Source organism: Methanolobus sp. (assembly GCF_016278385.1).
GTDB lineage: Archaea > Halobacteriota > Methanosarcinia > Methanosarcinales > Methanosarcinaceae > Methanolobus.
In genome coordinates, this window is sequence record NZ_JADQBY010000002.1 from 45,051 (window position 1) to 61,188 (window position 16,138).

Annotated in this window: 9 protein-coding genes; 5 read left to right on the top strand and 4 right to left on the bottom strand. The window is 40.4% G+C overall.

All coding sequences use genetic code 11. From position 1 onward, the window contains the following. Positions 1–130: 130 nt before the first annotated feature. Entirely contained in the window at positions 131–3,574 is a 3,444-nt protein-coding gene (locus QZZ23_RS00625; RefSeq protein ID WP_292466260.1) for a PAS domain S-box protein, read from the bottom strand. Between the two features lie 85 nt (positions 3,575–3,659). Then, on the bottom strand, positions 3,660–4,844 hold the full coding sequence (locus tag QZZ23_RS00630) for a PQQ-dependent sugar dehydrogenase (protein WP_292466261.1): 1,185 nt from the start codon (positions 4,842–4,844) through the stop codon (positions 3,660–3,662). Between the two features lie 185 nt (positions 4,845–5,029). On the opposite strand from QZZ23_RS00630, the gene QZZ23_RS00635 reads away from it, so the two are divergent. The 5 genes from QZZ23_RS00635 to QZZ23_RS00655 all read left to right on the top strand — a co-directional run bounded on the left by QZZ23_RS00635 (position 5,030) and on the right by QZZ23_RS00655 (position 14,132). Beyond that, positions 5,030–8,479 carry a PAS domain S-box protein gene (locus QZZ23_RS00635; RefSeq protein ID WP_292466262.1) on the top strand — a complete coding sequence of 1,150 codons (3,450 nt, stop codon included), beginning with the start codon at positions 5,030–5,032 and terminating at the stop codon, positions 8,477–8,479. A 444-nt stretch (positions 8,480–8,923) separates the two neighbouring features. Next, positions 8,924–11,236 (top strand): oligosaccharyl transferase, archaeosortase A system-associated, encoded by a 2,313-nt coding sequence (locus tag QZZ23_RS00640; RefSeq protein WP_292466424.1) that lies wholly within the window; start codon positions 8,924–8,926, stop codon positions 11,234–11,236. Between the two features lie 60 nt (positions 11,237–11,296). Further along, positions 11,297–12,427 carry a glycosyltransferase family 2 protein gene (locus tag QZZ23_RS00645; RefSeq protein ID WP_292466263.1) on the top strand — a complete coding sequence of 377 codons (1,131 nt, stop codon included), beginning with the start codon at positions 11,297–11,299 and terminating at the stop codon, positions 12,425–12,427. 4 nt (positions 12,428–12,431) lie between these two features. Continuing rightward, complete coding sequence (locus QZZ23_RS00650) at positions 12,432–13,562, top strand: glycosyltransferase family 4 protein (RefSeq protein ID WP_292466264.1); 1,131 nt, start codon at positions 12,432–12,434, stop codon at positions 13,560–13,562. Between the two features lie 141 nt (positions 13,563–13,703). Continuing rightward, complete coding sequence (locus tag QZZ23_RS00655; RefSeq protein WP_292466265.1) at positions 13,704–14,132, top strand: nucleoside 2-deoxyribosyltransferase; 429 nt, start codon at positions 13,704–13,706, stop codon at positions 14,130–14,132. Positions 14,133–14,171: 39 nt separating this feature from the next. On the opposite strand, the gene QZZ23_RS00660 is transcribed toward QZZ23_RS00655, so the two are convergent. Then, entirely contained in the window at positions 14,172–14,807 is a 636-nt protein-coding gene (locus tag QZZ23_RS00660) for a TIGR00296 family protein (RefSeq protein WP_292466266.1), read from the bottom strand. A gap of 38 nt (positions 14,808–14,845) precedes the next feature. Beyond that, a complete protein-coding gene (locus QZZ23_RS00665; RefSeq protein WP_292466425.1) occupies positions 14,846–16,081 on the bottom strand; it encodes a phosphoglycerate kinase in 1,236 nt (411 codons plus the stop codon). Positions 16,082–16,138: the final 57 nt, after the last annotated feature.

Consider the following 16,138-nt stretch of genomic DNA (forward strand, 5'->3'; position numbering starts at 1 on the left):
AATTAGCAGATATGAGAATTGTTGTCTGATCAAAGATACGATCCAAAGTAATGATCAGATACCAGAACATACACCTATACTAAAAGAACTTACAAATAAATAGCCATTGAAATCTATCCGGATATAGGAGCTACTGATGTAAAGGAAGTCGAATGTGAATTATCGTTCCTTTTCCTTCCTTGCTTGTGGCATGGATATCACCTTTGTGGTCTTCAATTATCTTCTTGCAGATATAAAGACCAAGTCCGGTTCCCCCATACCTTCTTTTTACGGATGAATCCACCTGATAGAAGCGTTCGAAGAGTTTATGGATCTTGTCTGTGGGGATACCGATACCAGTGTCCTCCACATTCACATAAAGAGAATCCTCTGTGGCATGTGCCGAAATAGTCACCTTGCCATTCTGCGGTGTGAATTTAATAGCATTATCTATCAGGTTGACAAAGACATCCATCATCTTATCACGATCAGCAGGTACAGTGGGAAGGTCTGCAGAAATATCTTTTATCAGTTTAATACCCTTCCCTTCTGCCTGAAGTGCAAGATCCTGCATTGAATTATCAATAACATCCGACAGATTTATGTCCTCAAATGAATAATTCAGCTTTCCGGACTGTGCCCTGCTAAGATACAGCAGGGAATCCACAAGTCTGCGCAGACGTTCAGAGTTCCTGATAACAGTATCTTCAGCCTTTTTCTGCTGCTCGTTAACAGAACCCAGTGTCTCATCAGCTATCAACTGGCTATATCCCTGAATAGATGTAAGCGGTGTTTTGAACTCATGGCTTACATTGGACAGGAAATCATCTTTCATCCTGTCAAGGGACTTCAGTTCTTCATTCGCCTCTGAAAGCTCAGTATTTGCCTTTGATAATTTGGCATTTACCCTGGACAGCTCATCGGCATATTCCCGCAATGTCTCCTCGGCTCTTTTACGCTGTATAAGTCTCCACATGCCTTCCATGAACAATGTAAGCTGCCTTACATCGGATTTATCGTATTCTTCTTCTTTGTTCCCGACCCCTGCCGCACCAACTATTTTCTTGCCATCGAATATGGGGATGTTCATGTAGCGTTTCATCCTGATATGCCCTTCAGGATAACCATGTTTCAACAAGTTAGGAGCATCAAAATCATTGATAACTATAGGCTTTTTCTGCCGAATGGACTCTCCCCAAAGACCTGTTTCCTCAAGTGGATATTCCAGCTTCTTTCCCCTGACCTTACATTCCTTCATTATATTCTTTGACCAGGAATACACAGTAAGGACAGTCCCTTCATCATTCAGGAAAGCGAGATAACCAATCTTACTCTGGGTAAGCCTGACGGCCTCCTCCTGTACAAAATCAGCAATTTCCTTAAGAGAAGTACCAGTCAGCTGATTGATCTTCAAAAGGGCTTCAAGTCTCGATTCATCAAGACGTAAAGCCTCTTCTGCCTTTTTACGTATGGAGATATCCCCAAAGATACCGATACCTCCAAGAAAAGTACCATCTTCTGCAACATTCGGACTGTAATCAGCCTTTAGATAGACATCCTTTCCACTGATGACAGTACGATATTTCCCTTCAAAATGACCTGTTTTTCGGAAAAGAGCATCATTAATCGCCTTTTTCATCATCTTGTCAGTTATCTGTGTGACCATATTAAAACCGATGATATCTTCCTTATTCTGCAGACCTATTATCTGCAGGAATTTCTCATTGCAGTGAGTTACGATCCCTTCAGCATTGAACTGGAATATTCCCAGGGGAGAATTCTCAAAGATAAGGCGGTATTTTTTCTCAGCCTCAAGAACAGCGTCTTCTGCCTTTTTGCGTTCAGAAATGTCCTCAAATACCCCTATACCTCCAAGGAAAGTACCATCATCTGCAACATTCGGACTGTAGTCAGCCTTAATGTAAATAGTTACATCACTTGAAACTGTGTGGTATTCACCTTCAAAGTGTCCGACCTTCCTTGAGAGAACATCATCCACAGCTTTTTTCATCTTTGACTCTACAATTGACGCAACCATATCAAAACCTATAATGTCCTCTTTCTTCTGGAGTTGCATTATTTTCAGAAACTTCTCGTTGCAGTGGGTTATGATACCATTTTCATTAAAGTGAAAAAGCCCAAGTGGAGAATTTTCGAATATCATACGATATTTTTTCTCAGAATCTAGTGCAGCTTCTTCAGCTTTTTTCCTTTCTGTGATATCAATGATTATACCCTGGTAATATGCAGGGTTGCCTTTTTCATCCCTTATAAGGTACGACCTCTCCGTAACCCATCTGACTTCCTTGGATTTTGTTAGTAAGCGATACTCTTTTGAAAAGAACATTTTACCCTGGACCTCGAGCTGGGAAATATCTGTTCGGACATAATGCAGATCATCCGGATGAATTATGTCGCCATATTTCATTTGACCAGATATAAGATCATCAGAACTGAAACCGAACTGGGAAATATTTTCGGAAACAAAAACCACTGGCCAATCCTCTTCAGCAATCCAGAGAAAAGCAACAACCGGACTTTCCCGGTAAATATCATCCAGCTTTTGAATGGATTTGAACTTATCCCGCAGAATCTTATGATCGATCTTTTGTTCCACAAGCTTACCAACAGTACCGAGCATACCCTCATAATTACCTTCATCATCCGTTAGTGGAAGTAGAAAACCACTGTGATATATGAACTGGCCGTCTGGTTTCATGAAAGGGAAAATATCATAACTCCTTGAGTGAAGATTTTCCTTTGCTATCTGGAAAATATCGATGAAACTTAACTCACCCCCATCTGTATGAGGAGGTATGAAACTTGCCAGCTTTTTCCCGAGCACATCACTTTTTGATAGGCCAGAGATAGATTCCATACCCTTGTTGAAGTAGACGATGTTATCATGCTTATCCACAGTCCAGACACCTGTCCAGACACTCTCAAGCATGTCATCAGGGAAGTGGGTTTCTTTCATGACTGTCTTGCATGAGGAGGAGCTTTGAAGCAGAGTCCACTTATCTTTCTTTTTTACGATCGTGCCATCGTGCATACCGATGACCGCAATTATCTCAGATCGTGTACGTGCTTCAAGTAAAAAAGCGAACAGACCAATAATGCCCTTCATTTTGATAAGTTCCATGGCCTTTTTTTCGTATTCAACAAAATGCTGCCAGGCATTTTCCCCCACAATGGTAAACTTATCGACTATCCGCAGACCATCATAACCTTCGGCTATTGCAATATCGTAGATCTCCTGCCATTTATTCAGATCATGTTCTGAAACCGCACCTTCCCCTGCGATGTAACATTCATTGCAGGAGGTTAGCATAAGCTGTCCGCTTTCCAGATACTTATCCACATCCAGACCCGCATCCTTTAGTAACTTTTTTGCATTATCAGTGTCAAGCTGACCTGAAACTCCCCACAGGCAACACTCATTGTTACTAAAACCGGCATCAAAGAATGAAGCCACTATATCCACAAAATCTTCTGTTTTTTCGTACAGCAGGGAAAAAGAACTCCCCCGTGTTATATCTTCTATGAAATCAATTTCTGAATTGATAGTCTGGATGCTGATATTATAACCCCGCATATCTGAAACGGATTAACAATTAATAATTTAAATCCCTATAAGTAAGAGTATTCAACTCTTATATTTAATTAATTACATCAGGCGCTTAGCCTGTGTAATATATCCTGTATATTTTCCCTGCATTGTCATCACTGACAAAAAGCGAGCCATCATCAGCAACTACAACATCAACTGGTCTGCCGCTGATCGTTGCAGCCCTGAGCCATCCTGTTGCGAAATCACTTACCTCCCGAGTGTCCATATCTATACTTACCACCTTGTAACCCGTGGGTTCCTGCCGGTTCCACGAACCGTGGAAACAGACGAAGAGATCACCCTGATACTCTTCCGGGAAACTGTCGCCGTCATAGAAAGTAAGACCAAGAGGTGCTGAATGTGCCTGCAGGTCTACAAAGCTCGGAATCTTCCCAGTATCATTACACAGGTTGCCGGTGTACTCGCCGGTATTAAAGTCGGTGTCATAGATGTTCTTACCATAACATTCGGGCCAGCCATAGTCGCCACCTTCTGTTATATGGTTTATTTCATCAGGCGGCAAATCGTCACCAAGCCAGTCTCTTCCATTATCAGTGCCATACAGATCCCCGGTGAGCGGATGGAATGCCAGCCCGACCGAGTTTCGAAGCCCTTTTGCAAATACCGTAAAGTTGCTGCCGTCAAGATCACTCTTTGATATGGCGGCTCTCATATCATTAGATTCATAACAGACATTACACGATGAACCAAGACTCAGGTAGAGTTCTCCATTATGGACCTTCACAGTCCTTGTATAATGTCCTCCTGTGGGAAGAGTGTCGATAAGCACTTGCAGACTACCCTCGTCTGCAACAAGGTCATTGTCATCATCTCTCACCCTAATGACCCTGCTTTCCTCTGCTATGTAAAACCAGCCATCATAATAGTCGGTACTGTGTGGATAATCGAGGTCCGATATGAACACCTGCACCTCGTCAGCCAAATTATCCCCGTTACGGTCCGGCAGTACAGCTATCAATCCTTTGTTAGGAATTGAAACGAAAAGAAGATCATCTTTTATCATCATCATACGAGGACCTGGAGATGGACCACCAAATGAAAGCAGTGTGCTTCCAAGGTCATCTGCATAAACATCAATAGCAAAAGCCGGTGGCAGGTCTATACCTTCAACCCCCGAACCCGTAACTGTCGGCCTCAATCCGAGATAGTTTGCCGAGAACACAACAAGAAAGACGATCACTATGAAAACAACAGCGATCCACCAAACCCTCAAACCGATCAATAATCGTGACATTACAACCACTGATAATTGTTATCGCTTGTAGAATAAAAAGGTTTCAGGAAATTAAGGAGAAAGTAACTGCCAATCATGTAGATATGCATGCGATCAGACGCATGCCAGATCGCTAACGTCATTACAAATAATTTTACAAAACAAAAAGTAATATATATACCTGGTACAAATTTTAAGATAGGATCATGCCAAGAGATAAGAAGAAACTAGAAAGTATCTTCAAAGTAGCACCCATCGGAATAGGTGTTGTAAAAGATCGCATACTTACAGAAGTAAATTCCCGAATATGCGAAATGATAGGATATGACTACGATGAACTCGTAGGGTCCAGTTCCCGCATTTTGTACCCCAACCAGGAAGAATATGAATACGTAGGAAATGAAAAATATCAGCAGATATCAGAAAATGAGACAGGTACCGTTGAGACAAAATGGAAGAGAAAGGACGGAAGAATTATAGATATCCTGTTATCTTCAACGCCAATCGATATTTCTAATCTCTCAGAAGGAATAACATTTACAGCCCTCGATATCACTGACCGTAAACAAGCAGAAGCCGAATTAATTAACAGGGAACAAAAATTCAGAGCACTTTACGACAATGCACCTCTGCCATACCAATCACTTGATGAGAATGGACGTTTCATCGATGTGAATCCCGCATGGTTGGAAAAACTCGGTTACAAAAAGGGAGAAATCGTCGGCAGATTATTTTCAGAATTACTGCATCCGGACTGGGCATCTGATTTTCACACAATTTTTGCACGATTCAAACTCATAGGGCATGGCAGTGACATACAGTACAAGGTCAGGCATAAAGATGGACACTATCTGCACGTTTCGTTCGAGGGAAGAATAGGATATCATCAGGATGGAACTTTTAAGCAGACATATTGTGTGTTCAAGGATGTTACTGAACAAATCGAGTCCCAAGAGAAGATGCTGATGCTGGCAGGTGTGCTGAAAACGTCCCCTGCATCCATCATAATCCACGACTTTGAAGGAAATATTCTGTTTGCAAATCAACGTATGTATATACTCCATGGATACCTGGAAAGTGAAATTGAGAATCTGAATCTGCAACTTATGTATGATCCGGATACTATCAGAAAGATACCGGAGAGAATACAGGAGACCAAAGATAAAGGTACAGTATCTTTTGAAGTATGTCATATTAAGAAAGATGGGACTAAATTTCCATTAAGTGTGAGTGCAAAAGTCATACCCTGGCATGGAAAGGAAGCTATTTTGAGCATTGCACTGGATATGACGGAACAAAAAAGGGTTGAAAATGAACTACAGGATGCCAGCGAACGTCTTCAGCTGGCCACTCGTGCCGGTGGTGTGGGTGTCTGGGACTACGACATTGTCAATAATAAAATAATTTATGATGAACAAATGACCAGTCTTTACAGAATCAATCGGGATGAATTTGATAACACATTAGAATCCTGGCTGGCACTTATTCATCCTGATGATCGTCTGGAAACGGAAAATGCCATGAAAATGGCCCTTTATGGAGAAAATGAATACGACATCGAGTTCCGCATTGTACGACCGGACGATTCTATCCGTAATATCCGTGCTCTGGCCACCGTCCATCGTGACGATTCCGGAATACCTGTACGTATGATCGGTACTAACTGGGACATTACAGCTCAGAAACATGCAGAAGAAGAACTGCGGGCAAGTGAGGAAAAGTTCAGGTTACTTGTCACCCAGATGCAACAGGGTATGGCTGTTCATGAAGTAATATGTGATGAATCCGGGGCGGTTGTAGATTACCGTTTCCTTGATGTTAATGAAGCTTTTGAAGATCTGACAGGTCTCAAAAAGGAAAGTATTCTTGGTAAGACAGTACTCGAGGTATTGCCAAATATAAAAGCATCCTTGATTGAAAAATACGGCCATGTTGCCCTGACCGGAGAGCCGCTATACCTCGAAGACTATGTATCCGAACTCGACCGATATTACGATGTGGTCGCCTATCAGACAGTTCCCGGGCAGTTTGCAAGCATTATTTCAGATATAAGTGAAAATAAAAAATATGAAGATGCTATGCGAGTAATTGCCGAGACATCTTCCTCTCGCGATGAGGACCTTTTTGCCGTACTTGTTCACCAGCTTGCACTCTCCCAAAAGCTGTACTGCGTATTCATTTCCAGTCTGGATACAGTGAGACCCGATACTGCTACAACACTTGCCGTATGGATGGATGGAAAACTTTGTGATAATTTCAGTTATTCTCTTGAAGGAACCCCATGTCACGATGTTATGAATGGAGAAATGTGTTTCTATCCCTCAGACATCTACAAAAAATTCCCTGAGGACCATATGCTAGAGGAAATGAAAGCAGAGAGCTATTGGGGTACACCCTTGAGGGATAGTAAAGGAAAAACAATCGGACTGATATCCGTTATCGACAACAAACCGTTAGACAAAAGTTCACACCTCCTATCACTTCTTAGTAGTTTTGCCTCTCGTGCAGCAGCTGAAATGGAACTTCAAATAGCTGAAAAAGAGATTGAAAAAAATGAGAAAGTGTTCAAACTGTTCTTTGACCAGGCAGCAGTAGGTGTTGCCCAGATATCCCTGGATGGACATTTCCTCAGGACCAACAAACGCTTCAGTGAAATAACCGGTTATTCGGTCGACGAGCTAATATCAGCAAATTTCAGAGATATAACTCATCCTGATGACCTGCACCTGGAAGATACATATATCCGGCAGATCATGGCAAAAGAAATGGATTCATATGAGATCGAAAAGCGCTACATTCATAAAGAAGGTCATATAGTATGGATTAAATTATATTCGAATGTTATCAGAGGTAAAGATGATTCTGTACTTTATGCCACTGCAGTCATTGTTGACATAACTGATCAGAGAAAAGCAGAGGAAGCTCTAATATATGCAAAAACCATTGCAGACGAATCGAACCGCATTAAAAGTGAAATGTTGAATAATGTCAGTCATGAACTCAGAACACCTTTGACTGCGGTAATAGGTTTTTCAGACCAGCTTCTTCATGGAACTCACAATAATCTTGATGAACAGCAAAAGACATATTTAGGATACATTCAGCAGAGCGGTGAAAACCTGCTATCCGTAATAAACAGGATGCTTGATTTTGCGAATCTGGAACATAACATATTGGAATCCCTAAAACTACAACCTGTAAACATAAGCAATATTGTTCATGATACAACCAGTGTCCTGTTTGCAAAAGCATCAAAGAAAAATATCCAGATAAATACCACGCTGGATCATAACCTGGATACTGTTATCGCAGACAAAGGAAAGATGGAAAGCATCCTGTACAATCTTGTGGAAAACGCCATTAAATTCACAGATGACAGCGGTACTGTAACGATCAGGGTAAATACCGGTAATGATGATACCGTTCTTTTTTCAATTCAGGATACCGGAATAGGTATCGAAAAAGAAAGGCTTGGCAGTATCTTTGAAGCTTTTATACAGATAGATGGTTCTATGAACAGAAGGTACGGCGGAACAGGGCTTGGACTTGCGCTGGTCAGGAAGCTCGTAGAGATGCATGGCGGTAGTATATGGGTGGAAAGCGAACCATGGAAGGGCAGTAAGTTCTCCTTTAGGATACCAATCAATCCCAAATGAAATAATAGAACTATTCTGGCCCTTATCTCTTTTATATCAAATTTGTAAATCTAGAATTTGGAATTAAAACCTCTACCTTCGTTTCTGTAAAAATTCGCCTCTACTAAAAAATAGTGATTAAGTCAATCGATTCATGTAGCATCAACTTGGTCAGTCCCATGGAGAATATCTATGCGATGCAAAAAGGAGTTCTCTTTGAGTACTACATTCAGAACCATGTTGCAAATAGAATGTATCAGCTTACCGAAGAGACAAAAAGAATGATTAAAAAAACAGTGAGCTTCGAAAATATGAATATTCAGAGATTAAAAGAAATCATTATAAGTATTGAACCTGTTTTTAAGAATTAGATATATACGCTAGGACATAGTTAGATGCGTGTTTGAGGGAGGAATGTAGATTAATCTGAAAAAAGTAACCGATGGAAAATTACCTCTTCTGTTTCTGGTAATATTTGCTTTTCTAGTAAGGATGATATCCTGGTTCAATATTAGTGCAAATGGTAGAATAATGTTCACAGGAACTGATTCTTTTTACCATGTCAGACGGGTTGTTTACACGGTACAACATTTTCCAGATACAATCACTTTTGACTCCTACATCAACTTTCCTTACGGTTATGAAATTGGATGGCCTCCTCTTTATGACCAGGCAATAGCAGGCTTAGCTCTGATAGCAGGCGGTGGAAATCCAGGTATAGCTACTATAGAAATGGTGGCTGCAATTTTCCCTGTAATACTGGGAACTCTGACAGTTATACCAGTCTATTTTGTAGCTTCAAACATTTTTGATAAAAGAACTGCAATTTTAAGTGCAGTAATAATCTCACTGATACCCGCACACCTGATGATATCCCAGGCAGGTGCTACTGACCACCACGCAGCAGAAGTTTTGTTATCAACTGCTGCATTCACCCTGTTCATACTGGCCTTAAAATACAGCCATGAAATGAAACTCACTATTTCAAACATCAAAGAAATTGACAAAAAACTTGTTCTTAAACCGATTTTTTACTCAATTGCTACCGGATTGATACTTACACTCACAATATTTACATGGATTGGAGCACCAATCTTCCTAGGTCTTTTGGTTTTGTATTCTTTTGTTCAGTTCACCTTTGACCTCAAAGAAAAAAGGCAATCTCAATACATGCTGATCAACGTGATCATAACTTACATCACAATTCTTCTTTTAATAGTACCTCTCATTGAAATAGGACTCCGGCCAGGACTTGAAATGAGTGGGATGTTCCTTTCAGAATTCCACATCATATACGTGGTATTTTTACTTGCAGCAACCGCAATATGCGGAATAATTGCTAGCACATTCAGTAAAAAAGACGTGAAATGGACATATTATCCTGCAGCTATCATAACCATTGGTATTATTGGAATAGCACTGCTTAATCTCATTGCCCCCGATTTTTACCATCAGGCAATGACCGGTATACAATACCTGAGCGGTGACAGCGGCGTACTTGGAACGATAACTGAAGCACAACCCATATTGTTCGACGGAGCATTTACGACAAAATACGTGTGGAGCGGATTCACAATATTTAGTTTAACAGCTATTATTGGCTTGTTTGTTGCTGCAGTGGAAATGAATAGAAAGAAATACCCTGCTGAGATGGTATTTTTCGTTACATGGACCATAGTTATTCTGGTTTTAACTCTTTCACAGAGAAGATTTTCCTATATGCTTGCAATCAACTTCGCAGTCTTATCCGGATTTATCATCGATATGTTGTACAAGCAATGGAAAAAAGAACAGGAAAAAGAGAAAAAACCACAGAAACTGTCAAAAAAGAAGCCTGAAAAGACCCCTCTAAGGGAAACCATTGTCAGTACAGGAATTATACTACTGTTTGTCAGCATTGTTTCAATTTTTGCATTTTCACCTCTTGTGGATACACTCATTACTCCCAATACACCATCTTCGGACTGGCAGGAAACACTTGAATGGCTTGGATCAAACAGCCCGGACACTTCATATTACCTTGAGCCGGAACAAACACCGGAATACGGTGTGTTAAGTTGGTGGGATTATGGAAACTGGATAGTTTACATTGCAAAAAGACCAGTGGTTGCAAACAATTTCCAGACAGGAATTGAAGATGCAGCTCGCTTTTATGTTACATCGGATGAAGATGAGATTGTGCCCATTCTTCAAAAAAGAAATGTCAAATACGTAATTACCGATACATGGGTAACTACCGGGAAGCTCGGATACATATACGATATTGCAGGAGAAGAATTCCTTGGGGCACAGCAGTATGAGGATTTTGTATGGGGAGATGAGAAACTTCGACCAAACATAATTAATCTGCACTTCTTTAGTGGAAACAAAGTTGATAACCTTCGGTTGATTCATGAATCAGAAGGAGCAGATCTGAACGTAAAATTAGACAATCGTTCTGATAACTCCACTGAGATTAGCAATATAAAGATATTTGAATATGTACCGGGAGCCACTATTTATGGACTTGCCAATGCCAATGAAATGGTATCTGCAAGGGCGAATGTTACTTTGAGCAGCGGAAGAAGCTTCGAATATGAAAACGAAGCAATAGCAAATGAATCCGGCTGGTATGAACTGACTGTACCATATTCAACAACAGAAATACCATATGATTCAATTGTAGAACCTTACTATGTCAGCATGAGCGAAAATACAGAGGATATAGAAATAATATCAATTGATGAAAAAGACGTAACTGAAGGTAATAATATAAGACTTGATCTCATTCAGCAATGACTTCAGTAAAGAATATTTGAGCGAAACTAAAAAGTAACATCACATACAACCCTGCGACCCATGCCCACGATTTCCATAGTAATACCCTCGATGAATGAGGAAAAAACAATACGCATATGCCTTGAGAAGGCGCATAGTGTCTTTAAGCACTATGGAGTTGAAGGCGAAATTATTGTTGTTGATAACTCCTCAGACTCCACACCCGAAATTGCTAAGGAAATGGGAGCAATACTAATACCTGCGATACAGGGTTATGGGAATGCTTACAAAATAGGTCTTTCACAGGCAAAAGGGGATTATGTAGCCATTGCTGATGCAGATGATACCTATGATTTCAATGAGCTTACTAAATTCTTAGATATACTGATGGCTGGAGACGCAGATTTTGTAATTGGTAGCCGGCTTAAAGGAGATATCAAAAAAGGAGCAATGCCCTGGCTGCACCGTTACATCGGAAATCCTTTTCTCACATGGTTACTGGACATATTATTCAAAACAAAAATATCAGATGCTCACTGCGGTATGAGGGCATTTACAAAAGAAGCATTGCAGAAAATGGATCTTAAAAGCAGGGGAATGGAAATGGCTTCTGAAATGATCATTGATGCATTACATAAAGGCTTACGTGTCAAAGAAGTTCCAATTTCATATTACAAACGAAATGCCCCATCAAACCTGCGTTCTTTCCAGGATGGATGGAGACATGTACGTTTCATGATGCTGTATTGTCCTGTGCCTTTCTTATATATTCCCGGTGCATTCGTATTCTTACTTGGTTTCCTAGTTACCAGTGTCCTCCTGCTAAAAGGGGATGTGGCTGATACAGGACTCCATTCTTTCATATTAGGTAGTATGCTATTGATAATCGGTGGACAGACTCTGGCAACTGGCGTATATCTGAAAACATACGGCTTAATACATGGAATCTATGAAAAGAAAAGTATCAGTGATTACAAGATCTTAAGTTATCACTCTCTTGAGAAAGAACTTATTGCTGGTTCCATAATACTTCTGATGGGGCTAAGCCTTGGAACACGATTAATTTATCAATGGATGAGTTCAGGATATGGTTCCCTTTCAGAAATAGAGTCTGCAGTCATTTCAATGGTACTTGTTGCCATTGGTATGCAGCTAATATTCAGTGCAATATTCCTGAGCGTAATGCTGCTGGATACCGATCAGGACGAGTGAACGGATGAAAATCGCATTTGTTTATGATGCTGTTTATCCATGGATCAAAGGTGGCGCAGAGAAGCGAATATTTGAGATGGGAAAACTTCTTGCTGAAAAAGGGAATGATGTCCACCTGTTTGGAATCAAATGGTGGGATGGAGATAATATAATTGAGTATGAAGGTATGACACTGCATGGCGTTTGTGGAAAACAGGACCTTTATATTAATGGTAAACGTTCCATACGTGAGGCTTTGATTTTCTCTGTTAAATTGTTTCTGCCTCTGAATAAGGAAAAATTCGATATTATAGATGTAAGTGTTTTCCCATATTTTTCCTGTTTTACTGTAAAAGTGATTTCACTCCTGAGGAGAACTACTGCGGTTCTGACATGGCATGAATTCTGGGGAGATTACTGGTATGAATACATGGGGAAAAAAGGATTTTTTGGGAAAAATATTGAAAAACTGGTTTATTTAATTTCTCCAAACAACATTGCTGTTTCGGAGATGACAAAAAACTATCTTGAATCTCTGGGATATAAAAGAAATGGCGTTAAAGTGGTCTCAAATGGGATAAACATTGGATATATTGAGAGCATTCCGCCTTTTAATGAAGAGTATGATGTTCTTTTTGCCGGGAGAATGATTAAAGAAAAGCATGTTGATGTTCTTCTAAAATCTATTGCAGAACTAAAGGACAGAATTCCGTATATCAGACTATGCATTATAGGTGACGGACCTGAAAGAGATGATCTTACAGCCCTTATAGAAGCACTTGATATTGCTGATAACATCACAATGACTGGCTTTCTTGAATACGACGAAGTAATTGCCAGAATAAAAGCATCCAAGATCTTTGTATTACCTTCAAGCAGGGAAGGTTTTGGAATTGTTGTAATCGAAGCTTTTACATGTGAAACCCCGGTCATTACTGTAAAGGAAGAAAGAAATGCATCACAATATCTTGTGGATGAGACCTGCGGCATACTTACTGAATTGAATGAAGGTCAAATTACCGAAGCCATTGAAAAACTCCTGAATGATGATAAAATACATCTTGAAATGTCAGAAAATGCAGCCCTGAAGTCAAAAGATTATGATTGGGACAGCATTGTTATAAAATATCTACAGATATGTGAAGAGTTGATGTGAATAGCAACTTCAGTTTTTGTAAGGAGCTCCTCATCTAAAAACAATCCATTCTGAACTAGACATATTATTTTCACCCTGCTCACAACACCATTATTAAGCATCCCGACTATCTAGATATCCCAAAGTTGAGGATGATAGACAATGGACGAGAAAAAACAAATATACCTGGCAGGCCCTCTTTTTTCACAGGCAGAGAGGGATTTTAACGTAATGCTCAGGGACAGATTAGTTGAGATGGGTTTTTCAGTATTTCTGCCACAGGAAGATGGCAACGATACAGAATCAAGTCGCCGGGAAGACAGGCAGAAAAATATATTTGAGAATGATGTCCGTGGAATTGATGAATCAGATATAGTGCTGGCAGTATTGGATGGTGGCAGTGATGTGGACTCAGGGACTGCATGGGAAATGGGATATGCCTACGCAAAAGGAATTCCGGTTTTTGGACTGAAAACTGATTTCAGGACATTTGGAGATGAAGGTATCGTTAACCTCATGATGGAAATAGCAGTGGATGCGCTTGAAAGAGATGTAGATGGAATCCTTAAGGTACTTGAAAATTATCTTTAAAACAAAAATGACAATTTGAAGAAAAGCAGAGCGATTTGTTTATTTGCTGGAACATGTTTTATCGTTGAAATCTTTTTCAACGATCTCACCTTTTGGTTCTTTTTCTGAGAATATCTGTCCCTCAAAAGCATAAACTTCAACCCCTGTTACCCAGGCATCATGTGGCAGACCGGCTTTCATACATGTATGGTTGAGGAACTCGATCTCATCAAAATTATTTTCCGGTGCTACCTGTGGTAAAAGCAAACCTTGCCTATATCCACTTTTGACTATAAGCCCATGTCTTCCAATCTTGATCGAAGATGGTAGGTCTTTTGGAGGAACGTCAAGCAACTCCGGCCTTGTCAGGATTGTTACCTCTACTGTGATACTGTCCATTTCAGCAATGCTTACTGGAGGAAAACGAGGGTCCCTCAGAGCAGCAGACAAGGCAGAATCAGCTATAGCATATCTGAGATGTGAATCTGCATATGGATGACCTATGCAACCACGCAGGTCCCCATCTTCAGTCAAAGTCACAAAAACTCCCCGGACCTCATTGAATATTGAAGGTAATTGTATCTCTGAACCGTCCATCATCTCACCAGTTCTCAAATACACTTCAATAGCATCTCTGGCAAGCTGAACGGCTGCCTGACCATCGGTATATGAAAGTAATTTGACCCCTTCACTCATGACATTACTCCTGTTATTCCTTACAGGAAACTAGTCTTTTATCTATTAAGTCTGTATCGTTTAGCTGCAGTTTTAAGGGCTTCTATGCCCGGCAGGACCTCACCTGCAAGGTAATCAATACAAGCTCCACCACCTGTGCTTAGATGAGAGAACTTATCCTCATAACCTAGATTTCTTACCTCTGCAGAGATATGTCCGCCACCGGCGATAGAATACTCAGAATCAACTGCTGCTTTAATAATTTCATGCGTACCAAGTGCAAACTCATCGATCTCTGAAAGCCCTGCCGGACCATTCAGAATAACAGTCTTTGCATTCTTGATATCTTCTGAAAAAGCAACAATCGTTTCAAGACCAATATCATTTATTGGAAGGTTTCCCCCCGGGAGTTCACTGACCCGCACCTCAACCCTTTTTCCACCATCATTAAAGGCAACATCAATGGGAAGACCTATTTTTCCATTGAACCTTTCAAGGACATGTTTTCCTCTTTCGATCTGATCCGTATAACCTTGTGATTCAATGAAATCCAGATTGACTTTGCCTATATCCACACCTGATGCTGCAAGCATTACGTTTGCTACAACACCGGTGACAAGCACTTTATCAGCACCCCCGTTGATCAGGACATTTTCTGCAACTTTAAGGGAATCATCGACCTTTGCACCACCAAGAACAAAGATGCATGGTCTTTCACCGCCTTTGATACCCCTATCAAGAGATTTAATTTCTTTTTCCATTACCCTGCCAGCACCTGTTGGCAGAATTTCAGTGAAACCCATAATAGAGAGGTGGCTTCTGTGGGAAACTGCAAATGCATCATTCAGAAAGATATCGATCAAAGGACAGAGTTTGCGTACCATGTGCGTGCCCGCATGGTCCTTAGCAGTTCTTTCTATATTTTCCTCGGAGTAGAACCTGACATTCTCAAGTAATATTACATCGCCTTTTTCCATAGAAGAAATAGAAGACCTGGCATATGTACCAAATATATCATCAATATATCGTACTTCTTTTCCAAGATACTGGGACATGAGCTGAGCATGAGGCTTCATGGTGGTAAAGTCTTTTTTCCCTGCCCTGCTCTGGTGAGCCAGAAGCACAACCTTTGCATCATCGAGGTCCTTTATAGTAGGTATATGGCTCTTTATTCTCATATCATCGAGAATATTACCATCAGGATCCATAGGGGTGTTCAAATCCACTCGAACAAGTATGGTTTTTCCGTCAATATCAAAATCATCAATAGTAAGATAGTCCCTGGTAGTCAAAATTCCATCACCGCTTCTTTAACCTGAATGACCATTGATCAATATATAGATTCTATATGA

Coding starts and splice junctions, on each gene's coding strand:
- QZZ23_RS00625 (WP_292466260.1), bottom strand. CDS start 3,574: ATGCGGGGTTATAATATCAGCATCCAGACTATCAATTCAGAAATTGAT.
- QZZ23_RS00630 (WP_292466261.1), bottom strand. CDS start 4,844: ATGTCACGATTATTGATCGGTTTGAGGGTTTGGTGGATCGCTGTTGTT.
- QZZ23_RS00635 (WP_292466262.1), top strand. CDS start 5,030: ATGCCAAGAGATAAGAAGAAACTAGAAAGTATCTTCAAAGTAGCACCC.
- QZZ23_RS00645 (WP_292466263.1), top strand. CDS start 11,297: ATGCCCACGATTTCCATAGTAATACCCTCGATGAATGAGGAAAAAACA.
- QZZ23_RS00650 (WP_292466264.1), top strand. CDS start 12,432: ATGAAAATCGCATTTGTTTATGATGCTGTTTATCCATGGATCAAAGGT.
- QZZ23_RS00655 (WP_292466265.1), top strand. CDS start 13,704: ATGGACGAGAAAAAACAAATATACCTGGCAGGCCCTCTTTTTTCACAG.
- QZZ23_RS00660 (WP_292466266.1), bottom strand. CDS start 14,807: ATGAGTGAAGGGGTCAAATTACTTTCATATACCGATGGTCAGGCAGCC.